This window comes from Roseateles sp. P5_E8 (assembly GCF_054177665.1).
Genome location: NZ_JBGCUM010000014.1, coordinates 44,348 through 64,299 on the forward strand (window position 1 = coordinate 44,348; position 19,952 = coordinate 64,299).

Genomic DNA, 19,952 nt, shown 5'->3' on the forward strand with positions numbered 1-19,952 from the left:
CACGCACTTCGACTATCCTGTTAGCACTCAGGCGGCCCACCTGCGGGCTGCGGAAAGTCGAAGTGCACAACAGCAGCCGATCACAGGCGCCTGCGAAGGAGACCCCGGCCTTTCTGCTCGACCAGCCGGCCGGTCTGCGGGAGCGCCGCCATGCCCTCATCGTCGCCGCCATCTCGGTTGCGCTCTTCGCTGCGCTGGTGCCCTTTGCCAAGCTGAAGCTGCCGCCGGTACCGGCCTTCATCCCCATCTACCAGTCGGCGCTGGTGCTGACCGACCTCATCACCGCCGTGCTGCTGTTCGGCCAGTACCGCATCCTGCGCTCGCAGGCCCTGCTCCTGCTGGGCTGCGGCTACCTGTTCACCGCCCTGCTGACGACGGCCCACACGCTGACCTTCCCGGGCCTGTTCAGCACCACCGGCCTGCTCGGCGCCACGACGCAGACCACGGTCTGGCTCTACATGCTGTGGCACGGTGGCTTCCCGCTCTTCGTGCTGGGCTACGTCGCCCTGAAGAACGCGCTGAAGGGCGCGGCCCCTGTCGCGGCGCCGGCGCTGGTGTGGCCGGCCGTCACGCTGGCTGCAGCGGCGGCCTGCATCGCGCTGGCCACCTCGGGCACCACCTGGCTGCCCGACCTGCTGGTGGGCGGCCGCTATTCGACTAGCTTTCTAGTCACGGTCGGCTGCGTCTGGGCCTTCAGCCTGGTCGCGCTGGCGGCGTTGTGGCGGCAACGGCCGCGCACCGTGCTGGACCTGTGGCTGATGGTGGTCTGCCTGGTCTGGCTGCTGGACATCGCGCTGTCCGCCGTGCTGAACGCGGCGCGCTTCGACCTCGGCTTCTACGCCGGCCGCATCTTCGGCTTCATCGCCTGCTCGGTCGTGCTGATGGAGCTGCTGCTGGAGAACAGCGCGCTGTACGCGCGCCTGTTCAAGGCCTGGGAGGCCGACCACCAGCAGAGCGAGGCGCTGGCGGCCGCCCGCGACGAAGCCCAGGCGGCCAACGCGGCCAAGAGCCTCTTCCTGGCCAGCATGAGCCACGAGATCCGCACGCCGATGAACGCCGTCATCGGCCTGACCAACCTGGTGCTGGAGACGCGCCTGGACGCCCGCCAACGCGACTACCTCGGCAAGGTGCAGACCTCGTCCAAGGCGCTGCTGGCGCTGCTCAACGACATCCTCGACTACTCCAAGATCGAGGCCGGCAAGATCACGCTGGAGGCCGAGGAGTTCAGTCCCGAGGAGTTGATCGAGAACGTCGGCCACCTGTTCTCGGCGCGGCTGGAGGAGTCGGGGCTGGACCTGCTGTTCGAGTTCGACGAACACATGCCCGACCGCCTGCTCGGCGACGCGCTGCGGCTGACGCAGGTGCTGAACAACCTCGTCGGCAATGCCATCAAGTTCACGCCCAAGGGCGAGATCGTCGTGCGCACCGAGGTGCTGGGCGACGAGAGCAACCAGGGCATGCCGGGCGGCCACCTGCGCCTGCGCATCAGCGTGCGCGATACCGGCATCGGCATGACGCCCGAGCAGGTGGGCGGCCTCTTCGAGCTCTTCAGCCAGGCCGATGCGTCGATTGCGCGCCGCTACGGCGGCACCGGCCTGGGCCTGGCCATCTGCAAGCGCCTGGTGGAGCTGATGGGCGGCAGCTTCGACGTCAGCAGCGAGCCCGGCAAGGGCAGCAGCTTCGCCTTCACCTGCAGCTTCGGCAAGGCCAGGCCCGGCGCCGGGCGCATCGACCCGCACCGCATCCGCGGCATGCGCACCCTCATCGTCGACGCGCAGCCCACCGAGCGTCTCATCCTGCAGCAGATGCTGCAGAGCTGGCGCTTCCAGGTCGGCGTGGCCTCCTTTGGCGACGAGGCCTTGTACCGGCTGCGCCACGCCGACCCCCAGCATCCCTACGAACTGCTGCTGCTCGACTGGAAAACCACGGGCGCCAGTTTCATTGAAGACGCCCGGCGCATCGCCATCGAGCGCGGCATGGCGCCGCCGCAGGTCATCGCACTGGGCAGCCTGCATGCCAGCTTGAGCCTCGTTGAGGCGCTGCAAGGCCAGGCCGCCACGCAGGTGCTGGTCAAGCCCGTCACACCGTCGCGGCTCTTCGACGCCGTCATGCAGCTGCAGAGCGCTGAGGCGCCGCGCGCGCCCGCACAGGCGGGGAGCAGCCTGGCCGACCTGGCCGAGGCGATGCGCACCCTGCACGGCGCGCGCGTACTGCTCGTCGAGGACAACCCSGTCAACCAGCAGGTTGCCTGTGCCTTCCTGGCGATGATGAAGCTGGAGGTCGAGGTGGCCGAGAACGGCGTCGAAGCCGTGGAGCGCGTCAAGCAAGAGGCCTTCGCTGCGGTGCTGATGGACATGCAGATGCCCGAGTTGGACGGCGTCGGCGCGACGCGGCTGATCCGTGCCATGCCCCAACACGCCGCACTGCCCATCATCGCCATGACGGCCGGCGCGATGGACGGCGACATCCAGGCCTGCCTGGCCGCCGGCATGAACGCCCACGTCAGCAAACCCATAGACGCCAGGCAGCTGGTGCGCACGCTGCTGGCGTGGATCCCGCCCGTCGCGCGCAGCGCGACAGGAGAGCCGTCTCAGGCGTGAAGCGCGGACCGTGCGGTGGGCGCCAAGCGCAGCGTCTGTGGTGGTTTGGCAAGCCAAGGCCGCAGCGGCTCGATGCCCTGCGGCCAGGCATCGCCGGTCGCCGCGTCGCCGAACATCGCCAGGCTGAGCAGCAAATGCTCGCCTTCGCGCACCGGCAGGCGCGCAAAGTTGTTCGGCGTGTCTTCGGTGACATACCAGCCCAGCACGCGCGCACCGGCCGCGGCCAGCACCTCCGTCATCGCGCCTCGGCACAGCGTCAGCAACTCGGCGCCGGCCGGCTCGTTGAGGTGAAAGACGGTCGCGGCCAGCACGCCCGGCGGTAACGCCGTGGCGCCTCGTTCGGCACGAGGTTCGGCCGGCGCCGGCAACGCGGCACCCTCCCAGGCCGGGCGCAGCAGCAGCACGTCGTCGGAGTCGATCATGGTCAGGTTGGCCGCATTGCGATGCTCAGCCCAGGCCGGGCCGCCGTAGAAGGCGGGGAGCGCGTCGCCACGCGCCGCCATGTCGGCAAAACCGCGCAACCAGACAAAGCGGTCCGCGTCGCCGTGATCGCGGAACTGGCCCAGCACGCGGATGCCGACGGCCTCCTGGCTGTCGACGAACTCGCGGTCGAAGAGTTCGATCAGCGTGTCACGCCGACCCGGGTGCAGCGTGTACTGGCGCAGTTCGACGACGCGGCAGTCCGGCGCGGCGGGAGGGGTGGATTCGGTAACGGTCATGGCGCTTGAAGCCCAGGGAGTTCATCGTCCGGGCAGTCTGCGCCGCGATACCTGTCAACGCATGGCAGGTATCAATCGCCGTCCGGCACCGGCAGCGTCAGCCCGCGCTTGAGCACGCCCATCGCCACCTGTGTCGTGTAGCGGCGCACATTGGCGTTGGCGGCCAGCAGGCGCGCCATCAGCGCTTCGTAGCTCGCCGCATCGGGCGCCGTCACGACGAGCACGAAGTCGGCCTCGCCCGTCACGTAGAAGGCCTGCTGTACGGCGGCTTCAGCGTGCAGCCACGCGCGCAGCGCCGCCATGGGCTCGGGCCGCTCGCTGTCGACCTGCAGACCGGCGATGAAGGTCGTCGGCCGGCCGACGTGGGCGGCGTCGACGACGGCGATCTGGCGCTGGATGACGCCCTGCTCGCGCAGACGCTTGAGCCGTCGCTGGATGGCCGACGGCGACAGGGCGACGCGTTCGGCCATTTGCTCGGCGGTCAATGCGGCGTCCTGCTGCACAAGGGTCAGCAGTTGGCGGTCGAAGCGGTCCAGTTCAGCCATTGAGAGCAGTACGCAGATTGCGGCCAGACCGCGCTGCGGCGGCACTTCTTGCCGCAATTCGGCGCGGGGCCGCCCCTAGCATCTGGCGTTCAGAAACGAGGACTTGCCGATGATCGACCATGTCTCCCTGGGCACCACCCGCTATGCCGACGCCGTGGCGTTCTACCGCCGCGTGCTCGCGCCGCTGGGAATGGAATTGCTGCGCGACACCGGCGCAGAAGCCGCCTTCGGCACCGCCGCGCAGTGGAGCTTCTTTCTGTATCCGGTGCCCGATGGCGAGGCGGTGACGGCGCGCGGCACTCATCTTGCGCTTGGCGCCACCAGCCGCACTGCGGTCTCGGTGTCGCACGAAGCGGCCATCGCGGCGGCGGCGAAAGACATCTTCACCCCGCGCACGCGGCCGGACATCAGCGAGACCTACTTCGGGGCGATGTTCCATGACCTCGATGGTCATCGCATCGAGGTCCTGACCAACGCCCCCTGAACTGCTCAGCGCGAGACCAGCAGTTCCTCGGCCGTCTTGCCAGCGGCCAGCGCGTCCTTGAACCAGTTGGGGCGCTTGCCCACGCCCGACCAGGTGCGGCCGGCGCCGTCGGTGTACTTGGCCACGCCACCCGCCTTCTTGGCCGCGGGCTTGCGGGCCTTGCCTACGGTCTTGGCCGCGCGCTTGCGCGCCGCCTTCGCCGGCGAGCCGCCGAACAGTTCATCGGCCGTGATGCCGTAATGGGCAATGGCTTCCTTGATTCGGTCAACCACTTCCGTCTTCTCACGCGAACGCAATGCGTCCGCCTGTTTCTGCAATTGCGCGATCTGCTTCAGAAGGGTGTTCAGCGTTTTAGCCATTGGTGTGTCCGACGACATCGTTGTTTTGAGCATTGCATTCAATCACAAATGACGAGTGGGATCTGTGCGCAACCATTCTTGGATCGCAATCGCGTGACCAACCCCAACGAATGCGTGTCATCTCACGATTCGATGAGTGGCAATGCGATGCGAGACCGGCTGCGTCGGTCAATGCCTACATGTAGATGGCCCCGCTCCCGACTCCATCCAGGGCGGGCATGGCGCAAATTGGGGACTGGTGCATGCACCAAGGCGACGGCCCTTGAAGCCACCGCCAACGTCAAGCTCAACCCCCCTACAGGAGCCCCACCATGTCCTATCCCACCATCTCTTCCTCCAAGGTCGAAGGCACCAACGTCTACAACCTGCAAGGCGACAAGCTCGGGTCCATCGACGACCTCGTCATCGACAAGCGCAGCGGCCAGGTGCGCTATGCCGCGCTGGAGTTCGGCGGCTTCCTGGGTGTCGGCACCGACCGCTACCCGCTGCCCTGGAACATGCTGAAGTACGACACCGTCAAGGACGGCTATGTCGTCAACGTCGACAAGACCCAGCTGGACAGCGCGCCGCGCTACACCGAGGACGAAGCGCCGACGTATTCGGATGACTATGGCCGCAAGGTGTATGACTATTACGGCTTCCCCTGGCTTTGATGTGAGCCCCTCGCCTGGCCTCGCCGCGCTGAACGCGGGCGAGTCCAGTCGGACCCCCTAGGGGACGGCGATGCTTACGGCTTTGAGCCGCAGGCATCGCCATCGCGGGCCGGCTTGGGAGCGGCCCGGCGCTCGCCCCGAATACAGAACACGACGGAGCTGCCATGGCCACCAACGCCCGTTCAATTGCCTCGCTGTCGCTGAGCTTCGGCCTGGTCCACGTCCCAGTGAAGCTCTACTCCGCCACGGAGTCGGGCGCGGAGATCCGCTTCAACCTGCTCGACAAGGACGGCTCGCGGCTGAAGCAGCAGTACGTCAACGAGCGCACGAAGCAGGTCGTCGAGCGCAAGGACATGGTCAAGGGCTACGAGGTCGAGGACAACCGCTTCGTGCTGTTCTCGACCGAGGAGCTGAAGGCGCTCGAAGAGGGCAGCAGCCACGTCATCGAGATCGTCAGCTTCGTACCGCTGGCCTCTATCGATCCGTTGTTCTACGACAAGAGCTATCTGCTCGCGCCCGACAAGCGTGGTGACAAGCCCTATGCGCTGCTGGCCGAGGCGCTGCGCCAATCCGGCCGTTGTGCGCTGGCCAGGTGGGCGTGGAAGGCCAAGCAGTACGTGGTGCAGATCCGCGCCAACGAGGACGGGCTCATCCTGCAGCAGCTGCGTTATGCCGAAGAGGTGAGATCGCTGGCCGACCTGGACATCCCCAAGCTGCCCGTCGCCAAACCCGAACTGCAACTCGCGCTGCAGCTCGTCGAGCAGATCGCTGCGGACGAGTTCGACCCCGCTGCCTTCGAGGACGAAGAGAAGGGCCGAGTGCTTGCTGCCATCGAGGAGAAGGTCAAGGGCAAGCAGATCGTCGCCTCGTCCCATGAAGAAGACGGCCCTGCCGGCAATGGCCAGGTCATCGACCTGATGGACGCGCTGCGGGCCAGCCTGGGCGGCAAGAAGCCTTCCAACGTGACGGCGTTGAAGCCTCAGCCCAAGGCTGCCGCAGCACCGGCGCGCAAGGCGGCCAAGCGCGTCGGCGCCGAACCCGAACCTGCACAGGCCACACCGCGCAAACGCGCCCAGAAGTAGGCCCATGGGTCTGGACGCGCCCTACCCGCTGCGCCAGGCGCTGCGCCTGACAGGCCTGACGTCGCGCCTGCTCGGAGCGCTCGTCGAGCAGGGCGTCATCTCGCCGCGCGAGGGCCGGCGCTTCACCCACCAGGACATCGTCGTCGGGCGCACCGCCAAGGCACTGCGCGATGCCGGCGTGCCGGCGCGCAAGGTGGTGCAGGCTCTGCGCAACGTGCAGGCCTCGCTGGCGCCGGATGCGCTGTCGGGCGTGCGGCTGCGCGCGCATGCCGGTGGCGTGGAAGCGCATACGGCGGATAGGCAACGCATCGACGCCCACACCGGCCAGGCCCTGCTGCCTTTCGAGGATGACGAGCCGCCGCGCGCCGGCGTGTGCGCCCTTGGCAGCGAGCCCGATGCCGCAGAGTGGCTTCGTCAGGCGATCGCACTGGACGCCAGCGACGTTGCCAGCACCGACGCCGCCGAGGCCGCCTATCGCCGCGCACTGGCGCTGGACCCCTGCTGCTCGGCCGCCTACATCAACCTCGGCGCCCTGCTCTGCGAATCAGAGCGCTGCGAGGAAGCCGTGGCGCTGTACGAGCAGGCACTGGACCACTGCGAGCCCACGCCCCTGGTGCACTTCAACCGCGCCACCGCGCTGGAGGACCTGGGCCGGCCCCACCAGGCCGTGGCCGCCTACGAGCGCGCGCTGGCGCTGGACTCAGGCCTGGCCGATGCCCACTACAACCTCGGCGTGCTGCTGGAGCGCCTGGGCGACCACCCCGGCTCGCTGCGTCATCTGAACGCTTATCGACGCCAGCAGCCATGAAAGCCGACGACGCCCCGCTGGCCCGCTACAACGCCAAGCGCGACTTCGGCGCCACGCCCGAGCCTGCAGGCCGGCCGGCCCGCAAGACGAAGCAGAAGGCCCTGGCCTTCGTCATCCAGAAGCACTGGGCCTCCCACCTGCACTACGACTTCCGTCTGGAGCTGGGCGGCGTGATGTTGAGCTGGGCCGTGCCCAAGGGGCCGAGCTTCGACCCGGCCATCAAGGCCATGGCCATCCACGTCGAGGACCATCCGGTCAGCTACAACAGCTTCGAGGGAGCTATCCCGAAAGGCCACTACGGCGCCGGCACTGTCATCGTCTGGGACCGGGGCACCTGGACGCCGGTGGCCGACCCGCACGAGGGACTGGAAAAGGGCAAGCTGATCTTCCAGTTGCATGGCCAGAAGCTCGCCGGCCTGTGGGAGCTGGTGCGCATCTCCAAGCCGGGCCAGTTCAAGCAGGACCACTGGCTGCTGCTGAAGAAGCGCGGCGATGCCTGGGCGCGGCCGAGCAGCGACTACGACGTCATCACGGCGCTGCCGGACAGCGTCGTCGAGAAGCCGCTCGGCCTACTGGAGGAACGCGAGCCCCGTGGCCAGCCGGTCGAAAAGGCCGCCGATCTGTCGCGCGCCGTCCGGGCCGCATTGCCAGCCAAGCTCACACCGCAGCTCGCCACACTGGCCGCCTCGGCGCCGCCGGGGGACTGGGTCATCGAGAACAAGTTCGACGGCTACCGGCTGCTCGCGCGCATCTCGTCCGGCAAGGCCCGCCTGTTCACGCGCCAGGGCAATGACTGGACCGACCGGCTCAAGCCCGTCGCCGAAGCGTTGCAAGCCATGAAGCTTGGGGCCGCCTGGCTGGACGGCGAGATCACCGTGCTGAACGACCACGGCGTGCCCGACTTCAACCGCCTGCAGAACGCCATCGACAGCGCGCGCGCCCAGGACATCATCTTCTTCCTCTTCGACCTGCCCTTCAGCGCCGGGCGCGACCTGCGCGCCGTGCCGCTGCGCAGCCGCCGCGCGGCGCTGAAAGACTTGCTCGACGGCAAGACCAACGAGCGCATCCGCTTCAGCGACGAACTGCCCGCCTCGCCCACCGAGGTGCTGGCCGCCGCCTGCCGGCTCGGCCTGGAAGGCGTGATGCTGAAGCGCGCGGACTCGCCCTATGTCTCACGGCGCAGCGACGACTGGCTGAAGCTCAAATGCCAGCGCCGTCAGGAGTTCGTCGTCATCGGCTTCATGGACCGCACGAACTCAGCCAAGGAAGTAGGCGCGCTGATGCTGGGCTATCACGAGGAAGGGCGGTTGCGCTCGGCGGGCTCGGTGGGCACGGGCTGGGGCAATGCGCAGGGGCGCGAGCTGCACCGGCAGTTGGTGGCGCTGGAGACCGCCAAGCCGCCGCTCGACCCGGCCGAGCTGGAGCCCGGCCGATGGTCCAAGCGCAAGCGGGGCAGCGAGCGCTGGGTGACACCGACGCTCGTCGTCGAGGTGGCCTTTGGTGAATGGACGCCGGACGGCCACATCCGCCACGCCAGCTTTCGCGGCGTGCGCGAGGACAAGTCGGCCAAGGCCATCAGGCGCGAGCAGGAGCAGATCGTGGAGCAGACCAAGCCCAAGTCAAAACCTCAGCACAACATCACCCACCCCGACCGCGTCATCGACACGTCGACCGGCCTGCGCAAGATCGACCTCGTGCACTACTACGAGAGCGTGGCCGAGTGGCTGCTGCCGCATCTGCGCCAGCGGCCGGTGTCCCTGGTGCGCGCGCCACAGGGCATCACCGGCCAGTTGTTCTTCCAGAAGCACTCGGAGGCCAAGATGCCCGGCGTCGTCGACCTGGACGCCGCGCTATGGCCGGGCCATGCACCGCTGCTGGAGATCCACAGCCTGGAGGGCCTCATCAGCGCCGCGCAGATGAACGTCGTCGAGTTCCACACCTGGAACTCGACGGTGAAGAAGATCAACCAGCCCAACCGCGTCATCTTCGACCTCGATCCCGGCGAAGGCATCACCTGGCCCCAGCTGCAGGAGGCGGCACTGCTGATGCGCACGCTGCTGGAGGAACTGGGGCTGAAGTGCTGGCTCAAGACCAGCGGCGGCAAGGGCCTGCATGTCGTCGTGCCGCTGGCGCCCAAGCTGGATGCCGACGCGGTGAAGGCCTTCTCCAAGGCGGCCGTGGAGCACATGGCCAAGGCCATCCCGCAGCGATTCGTGGCCAAGAGCGGCGGCACGCGGCGCGTCGGCAAGATCTTCATCGACTACCTGCGCAACGGCCACGGACAGACCACGGCTGCGGCTTTCACCGCGCGAGCACGGCCGGGCATGGGCGTGTCCATGCCGGTGGCGTGGGAGCAGCTGGCGTCATTGAAGAGCGGCGCGAACTGGACGGTAAGGACGGCGCGCGAGTACCTGTCCTTCACGGGTCGCGATGACCCATGGACTGACTACTGGAAGTCCAGACAGACGCTGACAGCTGCCCGCAGATTGCTCAAGCTGCCCTTGGACGCGGCCATCTGACGGTCTTGTCTGACGGCGAGCAGGAAGCGGCGCTGACAAGGCGCCCTATCGCTTCTCTCTAAGCTAAGTTTTGTGGCAACGGGCCTGCCTGCCCATGCCGCCATTCGATCAACCGAAGGAGACCCCGATGACCCGATACAACGCCCCCCGCCTTCTCTGCGCCCTGATCCTGACCGGCCTGGCCGGTGCAGCCTCGGCCAACCTGACGCAGCCCGTCTATGCCACCGCCAAGGACGAAGTGAAGGCCATGTTCAAGGCCGAGCGCGACGCCTGCGACAAGCAGTCGGGCAATATGAAGGACGTCTGCGTCGAACGCGCCAAGGGTCAGGAGAAGGTCGCCCTCGCCCACCTGGAATACCAATACACGGGCAACACCAAGGACCGCAACGACTACCTGGAAGCCCGCTACGAGGCCAAGTACAAGATCGCCAAGGAGGCTTGCGACAGCCAGTCCGGCAACACCAAGGACGTCTGCGTGGCCGATGCCAAGGCTGCCCATGACAAGGCCAAGGCCGACCTGAAGGCGAACAAGAAGATCGCCGACGCCCAGAACGACCAGATGGAAACCAAGCTCAAGGCCGACTACAAGGCCGCCAACGAGCGCTGCGACTCGCTGTCCGGCAACGCCAAGGACAGCTGCCAGGCCAGCGCCAAGGCGCGCTACTTCCAGTAAACCTGGCCCGGCAGCTGACCCCAGCCGCCGGATCTAGCTAAACGCAGAAGCGGGCCTCACGGCCCGCTTCTGCGTTCTTCACCCACACGGTCCGCATCAACGCAGCTTGAGCTGCTCGGTGCGGGCCGTTGTTGCATCTGCCATCGCTGCAAACTTTGGGCGCTTGGCCGCAGCCACCTGCGCCTCGCGGAACTCGTCACCGTGGCGAAGGTGTTCGCGCAGCGTGTCGACGAAAACGGACAGCAGCATGGCCGCCGCAACCGCAGCGACGGCGGCGGTCAACCACATCGGGGGCGCGTAAGTGGCCAGCTTGTCGGTCAGGGCTTTCATCACAAACTCCATGCCGGTCGACGCGACCGGTTGAGCAGGACTGTGAATCGCCGCGGTCGCCCGCCGTGCACGCCGCAACCGCGAGGCAGCGTAGGACAAGTCAGCACGCCGTTGACGGCCTGACGCGCGCAGGCATGGGAGTTGCTCCTACTTGCCCGTTACAAGCGGTGTACCAGCCGCAAGCGGGAACGCCTGGCCTCGTCAAGCCGGGTGCGAGGAGCCATACATGTCAACCGAGGACATCCGCGTCGTGCTGGTCGATGACGACGCCGACACCTGTGAAACGTTGAGCAGCCTGCTGCAGTTCGACGGCTACAGCGTGCGCGTTGCGCGCACGGCGCAGGACGCCATCATTGCCGTCCACGAGTACCAGCCCGTCTGCGCCCTGCTCGACCTCGGCCTGCCCGATTTCGACGGCTGCGAGCTGAGCAAGCGGCTGCGCGCCGCCCATGGCTCCGACCTCGTGCTGATTGCCGTGACCGGCCGCAGCGGTGACAAGGAGCACAACGAGGCCATGGCCGCCGGTGTGGACCATGTGCTGTGCAAGCCCTTGTCCCAGGAAAGCCTGAGGCGGTTTTTTCCGCCGCGCACCTGATTTACAGGCAATTTTTACCGGCTCGCACGCCCTGCGAGCCCGAGCCTGGCGATGCCACACCTCTTGAGCGAGGGCAGGCGCGACAACAAGGACAAACCAATGACTGAGCCCCGCCGGGAGGACTCGACCCAATTCCGCCGCATCCTGAACCGCAACCTCGCGTTGCCGCTGGGCATGGGCCTGGGCAGCGTCGTCATCTTCGTCGCGCTGCTGTGGAAGCTGGTGGGCTTGCTGGAATGGGTGGATCACACGCACCGCACCATCGCCAAGGGGCAGGAGCTGTCGACGCTGCTGGCCGACGAGGAAAGCGGCATGCGCGGCTTTCTGCTCAGCGGCCAGGAGTCCTTCCTCGCGCCCTACTCCCTGGCCCAGGCCAAATTCGACAGTGAGCTGCAGGCCGCGCAGCAGCTGACCACCGACAACAACGCCCAGCAGGACCGCCTGCGCCGCGTGGGCGCGCTGGCCGGGCACTGGGGCGAGTACGCGCGCGACGTCATTGCCATGCGCCGCCGCGGCGAGCCGGTGGAACTGGTGGTGCGCTCCGAGCGCGGCAAGCAGCTCTTCGACGAAATCCGCCGCGAGCTGCGTGCCTTCATCGAAACGGAATCCCGGCTGCTGCGCGACCGCCGCGAGGAAGCGCAGCAGGGCACCTGGATGGCCGTGGGCAGCTACATCCTGCTGCTGCTGGCCGTCAGCGGGCTGATCGCCTGGGCCGGCCGGCGCGACATCACCAACCTGTCGGGCGAATACGGCGGCGCGCTGGCCCGCATGCGCGACAGCGGCCGCGAGAGTGAGGAGCGGGCCTGGCTGCGCGGCGCCCAGCTGGAGCTGGCCAACCAGCTCGCGGGCGAGCTGGCGGCGCGCGGCATTGCCGAACGCACGCTCGCCTTCCTGGCCGAGCGCGCGGGCGCCATCATCTCGGCCGCCTTCGTGCGCGGCGACGACGGCCGGCCGCAACGCGTGGCCTCCCACGGTCTGCGCAACCCCAACGAGGCAGACGGCGAAGCCGACGGCGGCGACCGGTCGGATGGCGAGCAAGGCCTGGTGGGCCAGGTCTGGCGCGACGGCACGATGCTGCGCCTGCCCGGCCTGCAGGCCGGTTTCCTGAAGATCGCGACTCATCTCGGCGACACCTCGCCGCAGGAGGTGGTGCTGCTGCCCGCCCTGCACGAGGGCCAGGTCAACGGCGTGCTGGAGTTGGGCTTCACGAGCCCGCCCGACATGCGCACGCTGGCCCTGCTCGACCAGTTGCAAGGCCTGCTGGGCACGCTGCTGGAGGCGGCCAGCTACCGACAGCGCCTGCAGCGCTCGCTGGAGGAAACGCGCCAGCTCAACGAGGAGCTGCAGGTGCAGCAGGAAGAGCTGCGCACTGCCAACGAGGAGCTGGGCGAGCAGTCGCGCGTGCTGTCCGAATCGCAGCTGCAGCTGGAAGAACAACGCGCCGAGCTGGAGCAGACGAATGTGCAGCTGGGCGAGCAGTCCGAGACGCTGAGCCGGCGCAACGAGGCGCTCAACCAGATCCAGGCCGAGCTGAGGGACCGCGCCGACGAACTGACGCGCGCCAGCCGCTACAAGAGCGAGTTCCTGGCCAACATGTCGCACGAGCTGCGCACGCCGCTGAACAGCTCGCTGATCCTGTCCAAGCTGCTGGCCGACAACAAGCCGGGCAACCTCAGCGACGAGCAGCTGCGCTTTGCCAACACCATCCACTCGGCCGGCAAGGACCTGCTGACGCTGATCAACGACATCCTGGACCTGTCCAAGGTCGAGGCCGGCAAGCTGGAGATCCTGCCGCGCCCCATGCCGCTGCGCGCGCTGGCCGACGGCATGCGCCGCATCTTCGAGCCGCTGGCGCAGGAGAAGCGCCTGGCCTTTCACATCCACCTTGACCCGGCCCTGCCCAGTGCCGTGGTGACCGACGCCCAGCGCGTCGAGCAGATCCTGCGCAACCTGCTGTCCAACGCCATCAAGTTCACCGAGCAGGGCGCGGTGACGCTGCACGTCGAGCCGCGCACCAGCGGCGTCGCCTTCATCGTCAGGGACACCGGCATCGGCATCCCGGCCGGCCAGCAGCAGCGCGTCTTCGAGGCCTTTCACCAGGGTGACGGCGCGCTGAACCGGCGCTACGGCGGCACGGGCCTGGGCCTGTCGATCTCGCGCCAGCTCGCCGGCCTGCTGGGCGGCGACATCGAGCTCAGCAGCGTTGAAGGCGAAGGCAGCCAGTTCACGCTGCTGCTGCCCCTGCAGACACCCGCCGCGCTCGCGTCACCCGCCGAGCCGCAATTGCCGCCGCTGCCCTTGCCTGCGCCGTCGCCGCTGCCGGCATCGTTGGGCGAGAACGCCCCGCCCGCCTTCGCCGATGACCGCGCCGAACTGGGCAACGACATCGGCGTGGAGACCCCGCCGCGCCGCCTTGCCCTCGTCGTCGAGGACGACCCGGCCTTCGCGTCCATCCTCTACGACCTGGCCCACGAAATGCAGTACCGCTGCATCGTCGCAACCCAGGCCCGCGAAGCGCTGGAGCTGGCCTCGGCCCACCTGCCCCAGGCCATCCTGCTGGACGTGCGCCTGCCCGACGGCTCGGGCCTGGCGGTGCTGCAGCGCTTGAAGGAAGACCCGCGCACCCGCCACATCCCGGTCCACGTCATCGCCGGCGAGGACTTCCGCGACGTGGCGCTGCCGCTGGGCGCCGTCGGCACCACCATCAAGCCGACGACGCGCGAGGAGCTGATCGACGTCTTCCGCAAGCTGGAGCGCCACGGCGCCGACGAAGTGCGGCGCCTGCTGCTGGTGGAAGACGACCCGCGCCAGCGCGACAGCATCGCCCAGCTGATCGGCGACGACGGCATCGAGGTCATCGCCGTCGGCCTGGGCAAGGAGGCGCTGGCCCTGCTGGACGAGCAGCCCTTCGACTGCATGATCATCGACCTCAAGCTGCCCGACATGGACGGCACCGAGCTGCTGGCCCGCATGGCCGCGCGCGGCCCGGATGCGGCGACGCCGCCCGTCATCGTCTACACCGGCCGCAACCTCAGCCGCGACGAAGAGGCCGAGCTGAACCGCTACTCGCGCACCATCATCATCAAGGGCGCCCGCTCGCCGGAGCGCCTGCTGGACGAGGTGACGCTGTTCCTGCACCGCGTCGAGTCGCGCATGAGCGGCGAGCGCCGCGACATGCTGCGCACGGCGCGCAACCGCGAGCAGGTCTTCGAGGGCCGCAAGGTGCTGCTGGTGGACGACGACCTGCGCAACATCTTCGCCATGACCAGCCTGCTGGAACAGCGCGGCCTGGCCGTGGAGCCGGCGCGCAACGGCGTGGAGGCGCTGGAAAAGCTCGAGGCGCATGCCGACATCGACCTCGTGCTGATGGACGTGATGATGCCCGTCATGGACGGCCTGGAGGCCACGCGCCGCATCCGCGCCGACCCACGCTGGCACAAGCTGCCCGTCATCGCCATCACCGCCAAGGCGATGCGCGACGACCAGGAGCAATGCCGCCGCGCCGGTGCCAATGACTACCTGGCCAAGCCCATCGAGCTGGATAGGTTGATGTCGCTGCTGCGCGTCTGGTTGCCAGGTCTTGATCGAGCCTGATCCATGCCACAAGCCTTGCTGGATCTGGAGGTGCGCCTGCTGATGGAGGCCATCTACGCGCGCTACAGCCAGGACTTCCGCGAGTACTCCTTCGCCTCGCAGAAACGGCGCGTGCTGCATGCGGTGCAGCAGCTGGAATGCGAGTCGGTGTCGGCCCTGCAAGCCCTGGTGCTGCACGACCCGCGCGCCTTCGCACAGCTGCTGCAGATCCTGACCGTGCCGTTCACGGAGATGTTCCGCGAGCCGGAGTTCTTCCTGGCGCTGCGCCGCCAGGTCGTGCCGCTGCTGCACACCTACCCGTCTCTGAAGATCTGGGTGGCTGGCTGTGCCAGCGGCGAGGAGGTCTATTCGCTGGCCATCCTGCTGCACGAGGAAGGGCTGCTGGAACGCAGCATCATCTATGCGACCGACATCAATCCCGCCATGCTGGAGAAGGCGCGCCAGGGCATCTTTGCGCTGGCCGACCTGCAGCAGTACACGCGCAACTACCAGGCGGCAGGCGGCAGCAGCGGCTTTTCCGACTACTACACCGCCGCCTACGGCGCCGCCCGCTTCGACCCCGAGCTGCGTCGCCGCATCACCTTCGCCGACCACAGCCTCGCCACCGACCACGTCTTCTCCGAGACCCACCTGATCTGCTGCCGCAACGTGCTGATCTACTTCAACCGCCAGCTGCAGGACCGTGCCATCGGCCTGTTCGCACAGTCGCTGTGCCACCGTGGCTTCCTGGGCCTTGGCAGCAAGGAGACGCTGGACTTCAGCGCCCACGGCACGCAGTTCGAGCCCGTGGCCGCACGCGAACGCCTCTACCGAAAACGATGAAGCCGCGCCCACCCATCGAGCTCATCGTCATCGGCGCCTCTGCTGGTGGCGTGGCGGCGCTGCTGGCGCTGCTCGCGCCGCTGCCCGCCAGCTACGCCCTGCCCATCGTCGCGCTGCTGCACCTGCTGCCCCGCCACGACAGCCAGCTCGGCCATGTGCTGTCGCACCGCCTCGCCCTGCCCGTCAGGGAGCCGCAGGACAAGGAGCCCGTGCAGGCCGGCCATGTCTACGTGGCCAGCGCCAACTACCACCTGCTCATCGAGGCCGACCGCTGCTTCGCCTACAGCAACGAGCCGCCGGTGAGCTTTTCCCGCCCCTCCATCGACGTGCTGATGAGCTCCGCCGCCGACGCCTACGGCCCGGCGCTCGCCGGCCTGCTGCTGACCGGCGCCAACATGGACGGCGCCGAGGGCATGGCCGCCATCCGCGCGTGCGGCGGCCTCACCATCGTCCAGGACCCACAGGATGCCGACGTGCCCACCATGCCCGAGGCCGCCATCGCGCGCAGCCAGCCCGACCACATCCTGCCGCTGCGCGGCATCGCGCCCATGCTGCTGCAACTGGCCGCCGGAAGGAACGCCGCGTGACTGAAATGGCTGAAGTGGCTGGTGTGGCATCACTCGACGTCATCAACGTCCTCGTCGTCGACGACCTGCCCGAGAACCTGCTGACCCTGCAGGCGCTGCTGCGTGACGAGCCGCTGCGCGTGATCCCCGCCGCGTCGGGCGAAGAGGCGCTGTCGCTGCTGCTGGAGCATGAGTTCGCGCTGGCCCTGTTGGACGTGCAGATGCCCGGCATGTCGGGCTTCGAGCTGGCCGAGCTGATCCGCGGCAGCTCGCGCACCCGCCACCTGCCCATCGTCTTCGTCAGCGCGGCGGACCGCGAGCCGGCCTACACCTTCCGCGGCTACGAGCACGGCGCGGTGGACTTCCTCTACAAGCCGCTGGACGCGCATGCGGTGAAGAGCAAGGTACGCGTCTTCACCGAGCTGCACGCCAAGAGCCGCGAGCTGCGCCGCCAGCTCGTCGAGCTGGAGGCCGCGCGCGCCGCGCAGGAATGCCTGCTGGCCGAGCTGCAGCGCACCCAGGACGACCTGAAGCGCGCGCTGAAGCTGCGCGACGAATTCATGTCCATGGTCACCCACGAGCTGCGCACGCCGCTGGGCGTGATGGCGCTCGAAGTCATGATGCGGCAGCAGCGCCTGGACAAGGGTGACCTGGCCTACTTCAGCCCCGAGCGCCTGYAGGCCATGCTCGACAAGGACGGCCGCCAGGTGCGCAGCATGACCCGCCTCATCGAGGACATGCTCGACATCTCGCGCCTGCAGCACGGCATGCTGTCCATCCGCCGCCAGCGCACCGACCTCGCCGAGCTTGCGCGCCGCGTGGTGGCCGACTTTGAGGCCCAGTATCAACAGGTGCCGCTGAGCCTCGTGACCCTGCCCGGCATCGTCGGTGACTGGGACGACAGCCGCATCGCCCAGGTGCTCATCAACCTGCTCAGCAACGCGCTGCGCTACGGCGGCGGCAAGCCGGTGCACGTGGAAGTCGACCTCACCGATGACGGCATGGCTCGCCTGGCCGTCACCGACCAGGGTCCCGGCATCCCGGCCGAGGACCAGCAACGCGTCTTCCAGCAGTTCGAGCGCCTGCCCACGGCGGGCAAAGGACCGGGCATGGGCCTGGGCCTGTACATCAGCCAGCAATTCGTCCAGGCCCACGGCGGCCGCATCGCCGTGCACAGCGAACCCGGCCAGGGCGCGTGCTTCGAGGTGCTGCTGCCGCTGACGCCAGGCTGAGCACCTGCAGCAGCCCAACGTCTGTAGGGGTTTTGCCCCACAAATCACGGCAGCTCCGCCCGGGCGCGCCGCTCAGAATGTCTGGCGCCCAGCATTTCTGATGAAATTTCAGCCAGTTACATCCGTCTCCGCCCGACCCCTTCAGAACGACAACCCGGGCGGCTTCGCTGCACCTCCCTCCAAGGCTGCCTCCATGAAGTTTTTGTCGAACATGCGCATCGGTCAGCGCCTCACGGCCGGCTTTGCCGTCGTGATCGTCTGCCTGATGGCCATGGCCGGTCTGGGCTATGTCGCCATCCAGACGCTGAACGCCGAGATCAGCCAGCTCATCAGCGGCGACTACAAGGCCGTGGCGCTGGCCAACCGCGCGAAGGCGGAAGTCGGCGACGCGACGCGCAGCATGATGACGACGCTCATCATGACCGGCGACGAACAGATCAAGAAGGAGCTGGACAACGTCGCCACGCTGATGGCCTCGCACGAGAAGACCATGGCCGAGCTGGAGCCCATGCTGACCGACGAGGCCAGCCAGGAGCAGCTCAAGGCGGTCAAGGAGGCCCACGCCAAGTTCATGCCCGCCCAGGCCGCCTTCGTGAAGACGGTGTCCTCGGGTGACACCGAAGGCGCGCCGCTGAAGTTCCAGTTCTCCGTGCGCCCGGCCCAGGGCAAGTACATGGCCGCACTCAGCAAGCTGGTCGACACGCGCAACGCCGCCATGGAAGAGGCCGGCCACAAGTCCAACCGTGTCGCCGGCAAGACGGCACTGATGCTGGGGCTGCTGGCGGCGGCCGCCATCATCGCCAGCGTGCTGACCGGCGTGCTGATCACGCGCGGCATCGTCGTGCCGCTGCGCGGCGCGGTGACCGTGGCGCGCAAGGTCGCCTCGGGCAACCTGACCAGCGAGATCGAGGTGCGCAGCCGCGACGAGACCGGCGAGCTGCTGCAGGCGCTGTCGGACATGAACGAGAGCCTGAAGGGCATCGTCGGCCGCGTGCGCGAGGGCACCGAATCCATTGCGTCCGCGTCCAGCGAAATCGCCAGCGGCAACATGGACCTGTCCGTGCGCACCGAGGCGCAGGCTGCCTCGCTCGAACAGACGCTGTCGGCGATGAAGACGCTGACCGACGCGGTGCAGCAGAACGCCCAGAACGCGCAGCAGGCCAACCAGCTGGCGCAGGCGGCGTCCACGGTGGCCGGCGAAGGCGGTGCCGTGGTGGCCAAGGTCGTGACGACCATGAGCAGCATCGACGCCTCGTCCAAGAAGATCGTCGACATCATCAGCGTCATCGACGGCATTGCCTTCCAGACCAACATCCTGGCGCTGAACGCTGCTGTCGAGGCCGCGCGTGCCGGCGAGCAGGGCCGCGGCTTCGCGGTCGTCGCCAGCGAGGTGCGCTCGCTGGCCGGCCGCAGCGCCGACGCCGCCAAGGAGATCAAGCGCCTCATCGGCGACTCGGTCGAGAAGGTGGCCCTGGGCAACGAGCTGGTCGCCAAGGCCGGCAGCACCATGCAAGGCGTGGTGGCGAGCGTGCAACGGATGACCGACATCATGGGCGAGATCACCCACGCCAGCGCCGAACAGAGCACCGGCATCGAGCGTGTCACGCATACCATCCACGACATGGACAAGAGCACGCAGCAGAACGCCGCACTGGTGGAAGAAGCCGCCGCCGCCGCCGATTCGCTGCGCGCCCAGGCCAAAGGTCTCGAGGAAGTCGTCAGCCTTTTCAAGCTTGAGGCGGCACGCTGACATTGGTTCACCCATAAAAGCAGGAGACACCATGAAGACGCATCCAGTCACCCGCTGCATTGCCGGCTTGGGCCTAGCGCTCGGCATGGCTGGTGCGGCCCAGGCCATCGACGTCGGTGGCCTGAAGTTCGACGACACCGTCAAGGTCGCCGGCAAGGAGTTGAAGGTCAACGGCGCCGGCATCCGCACGCGCGTCATCATCAAGGTCTACGCGCTGGTGCTCTACCTGCCCGAGAAGAAGGACACGGCGGCCGGCGTGCTCGACAGCCCCGGCCCGCGCCGCTTCAGCCTGGGCCTGCTGCGCGAGGTGACGGGCGACGAACTGGGCCAGGCCTTCCTGGCCGGCATCACCGCCAACACCGACAAGGCCGAGCGCTCCAAGTTCGTCAACCAGCTCTCCCAGTTCGGCGAGGCCTTCGTCAACATCCCGCAGGGCAAGAAGGGCGATGTCATCACCGTGGATTGGGTGCCCGACACCGGCACCGTCATGTTCCTCAACGGCAAGCCCATCGGCGAGCCCATGAAGGACCTGGCCTTCTACAACGCCGTGCTGAAGATCTGGCTGGGCGACAAGCCGGTCGACTCCTCGCTCAAGCCGCAGCTGCTGGGCAAGGGCTGACC

At 67.9% G+C, this 19,952-nt stretch carries 18 protein-coding genes; 14 read left to right on the top strand and 4 right to left on the bottom strand.

What is annotated here, in order from left to right:
* Positions 1 to 62 precede the first annotated feature (62 nt).
* Positions 63 to 2,600, top strand: coding sequence for a response regulator (locus ACXRVZ_RS10705; protein ID WP_457419268.1), 2,538 nt, complete (start codon positions 63 to 65; stop codon positions 2,598 to 2,600).
* Here ACXRVZ_RS10705 and ACXRVZ_RS10710 read toward each other — a convergent pair.
* Together ACXRVZ_RS10710 and ACXRVZ_RS10715 are read right to left on the bottom strand one after the other, a co-directional pair.
* Positions 2,591 to 3,319 (bottom strand): NIPSNAP family protein, encoded by a 729-nt coding sequence (locus tag ACXRVZ_RS10710; RefSeq protein ID WP_457419270.1) that lies wholly within the window; start codon positions 3,317 to 3,319, stop codon positions 2,591 to 2,593. The two genes, ACXRVZ_RS10705 and ACXRVZ_RS10710, sit on opposite strands and share 10 nt — an antisense overlap.
* A gap of 71 nt (positions 3,320 to 3,390) precedes the next feature.
* Entirely contained in the window at positions 3,391 to 3,864 is a 474-nt protein-coding gene (locus ACXRVZ_RS10715; protein ID WP_457419272.1) for an Lrp/AsnC family transcriptional regulator, read from the bottom strand.
* A gap of 109 nt (positions 3,865 to 3,973) precedes the next feature.
* Here ACXRVZ_RS10715 and ACXRVZ_RS10720 point away from each other — a divergent pair, with 109 nt between their 5' ends.
* Positions 3,974 to 4,348: a VOC family protein gene (locus ACXRVZ_RS10720; protein WP_457419274.1), complete on the top strand. Its 375-nt coding sequence runs from the start codon at positions 3,974 to 3,976 to the stop codon at positions 4,346 to 4,348.
* A 5-nt stretch (positions 4,349 to 4,353) separates the two neighbouring features.
* Here ACXRVZ_RS10720 and ACXRVZ_RS10725 read toward each other — a convergent pair whose 3' ends face one another.
* Positions 4,354 to 4,740 (bottom strand): H-NS histone family protein, encoded by a 387-nt coding sequence (locus ACXRVZ_RS10725; protein WP_457419276.1) that lies wholly within the window; start codon positions 4,738 to 4,740, stop codon positions 4,354 to 4,356.
* Between the two features lie 278 nt (positions 4,741 to 5,018).
* Here ACXRVZ_RS10725 and ACXRVZ_RS10730 point away from each other — a divergent pair, with 278 nt between their 5' ends.
* The 5 genes from ACXRVZ_RS10730 (at position 5,019) to ACXRVZ_RS10750 (ending at position 10,442) form a co-directional block, all read left to right on the top strand.
* Positions 5,019 to 5,360 (top strand): PRC-barrel domain-containing protein, encoded by a 342-nt coding sequence (locus tag ACXRVZ_RS10730; RefSeq protein ID WP_457419278.1) that lies wholly within the window; start codon positions 5,019 to 5,021, stop codon positions 5,358 to 5,360.
* 164 nt (positions 5,361 to 5,524) lie between these two features.
* Complete coding sequence (gene ku / locus ACXRVZ_RS10735) at positions 5,525 to 6,442, top strand: non-homologous end joining protein Ku (protein WP_457419280.1); 918 nt, start codon at positions 5,525 to 5,527, stop codon at positions 6,440 to 6,442.
* 4 nt (positions 6,443 to 6,446) lie between these two features.
* Positions 6,447 to 7,250 (top strand): tetratricopeptide repeat protein, encoded by an 804-nt coding sequence (locus tag ACXRVZ_RS10740; protein WP_457419282.1) that lies wholly within the window; start codon positions 6,447 to 6,449, stop codon positions 7,248 to 7,250.
* On the top strand, positions 7,247 to 9,769 hold the full coding sequence (gene ligD / locus ACXRVZ_RS10745; RefSeq protein ID WP_457419285.1) for a DNA ligase D: 2,523 nt from the start codon (positions 7,247 to 7,249) through the stop codon (positions 9,767 to 9,769). Before ACXRVZ_RS10740 ends, ligD begins: the two co-directional genes overlap by 4 nt.
* 127 nt (positions 9,770 to 9,896) lie before the next feature.
* Complete coding sequence (locus ACXRVZ_RS10750; RefSeq protein ID WP_457419287.1) at positions 9,897 to 10,442, top strand: hypothetical protein; 546 nt, start codon at positions 9,897 to 9,899, stop codon at positions 10,440 to 10,442.
* 96 nt (positions 10,443 to 10,538) lie between these two features.
* Here ACXRVZ_RS10750 and ACXRVZ_RS10755 read toward each other — a convergent pair whose 3' ends face one another.
* On the bottom strand, positions 10,539 to 10,772 hold the full coding sequence (locus ACXRVZ_RS10755) for a hypothetical protein (protein WP_457419289.1): 234 nt from the start codon (positions 10,770 to 10,772) through the stop codon (positions 10,539 to 10,541).
* Between the two features lie 226 nt (positions 10,773 to 10,998).
* Between ACXRVZ_RS10755 and ACXRVZ_RS10760 the strand changes: the two genes are divergently transcribed.
* From ACXRVZ_RS10760 to ACXRVZ_RS10790, 7 genes are all read left to right on the top strand, one after another.
* The gene (locus ACXRVZ_RS10760) at positions 10,999 to 11,367 is read left to right on the top strand and encodes a response regulator (RefSeq protein WP_457419291.1); all 369 of its coding nucleotides are present in this window, start codon (positions 10,999 to 11,001) and stop codon (positions 11,365 to 11,367) included.
* A gap of 99 nt (positions 11,368 to 11,466) precedes the next feature.
* Positions 11,467 to 14,961, top strand: a complete 3,495-nt coding sequence (locus tag ACXRVZ_RS10765; protein WP_457419293.1) for a response regulator — start codon at positions 11,467 to 11,469, stop codon at positions 14,959 to 14,961.
* A 3-nt stretch (positions 14,962 to 14,964) separates the two neighbouring features.
* On the top strand, positions 14,965 to 15,783 hold the full coding sequence (locus ACXRVZ_RS10770) for a CheR family methyltransferase (RefSeq protein WP_458232410.1): 819 nt from the start codon (positions 14,965 to 14,967) through the stop codon (positions 15,781 to 15,783).
* Entirely contained in the window at positions 15,780 to 16,370 is a 591-nt protein-coding gene (locus ACXRVZ_RS10775; protein ID WP_457419297.1) for a chemotaxis protein CheB, read from the top strand. Before ACXRVZ_RS10770 ends, ACXRVZ_RS10775 begins: the two co-directional genes overlap by 4 nt.
* A 5-nt stretch (positions 16,371 to 16,375) precedes the next feature.
* Entirely contained in the window at positions 16,376 to 17,581 is a 1,206-nt protein-coding gene (locus ACXRVZ_RS10780; RefSeq protein WP_458232411.1) for a hybrid sensor histidine kinase/response regulator, read from the top strand.
* A 193-nt stretch (positions 17,582 to 17,774) separates the two neighbouring features.
* Positions 17,775 to 19,331, top strand: a complete 1,557-nt coding sequence (locus tag ACXRVZ_RS10785; RefSeq protein ID WP_457419299.1) for a methyl-accepting chemotaxis protein — start codon at positions 17,775 to 17,777, stop codon at positions 19,329 to 19,331.
* A gap of 31 nt (positions 19,332 to 19,362) precedes the next feature.
* Positions 19,363 to 19,950 carry a chalcone isomerase family protein gene (locus ACXRVZ_RS10790; RefSeq protein ID WP_457419301.1) on the top strand — a complete coding sequence of 196 codons (588 nt, stop codon included), beginning with the start codon at positions 19,363 to 19,365 and terminating at the stop codon, positions 19,948 to 19,950.
* Positions 19,951 to 19,952: the final 2 nt, after the last annotated feature.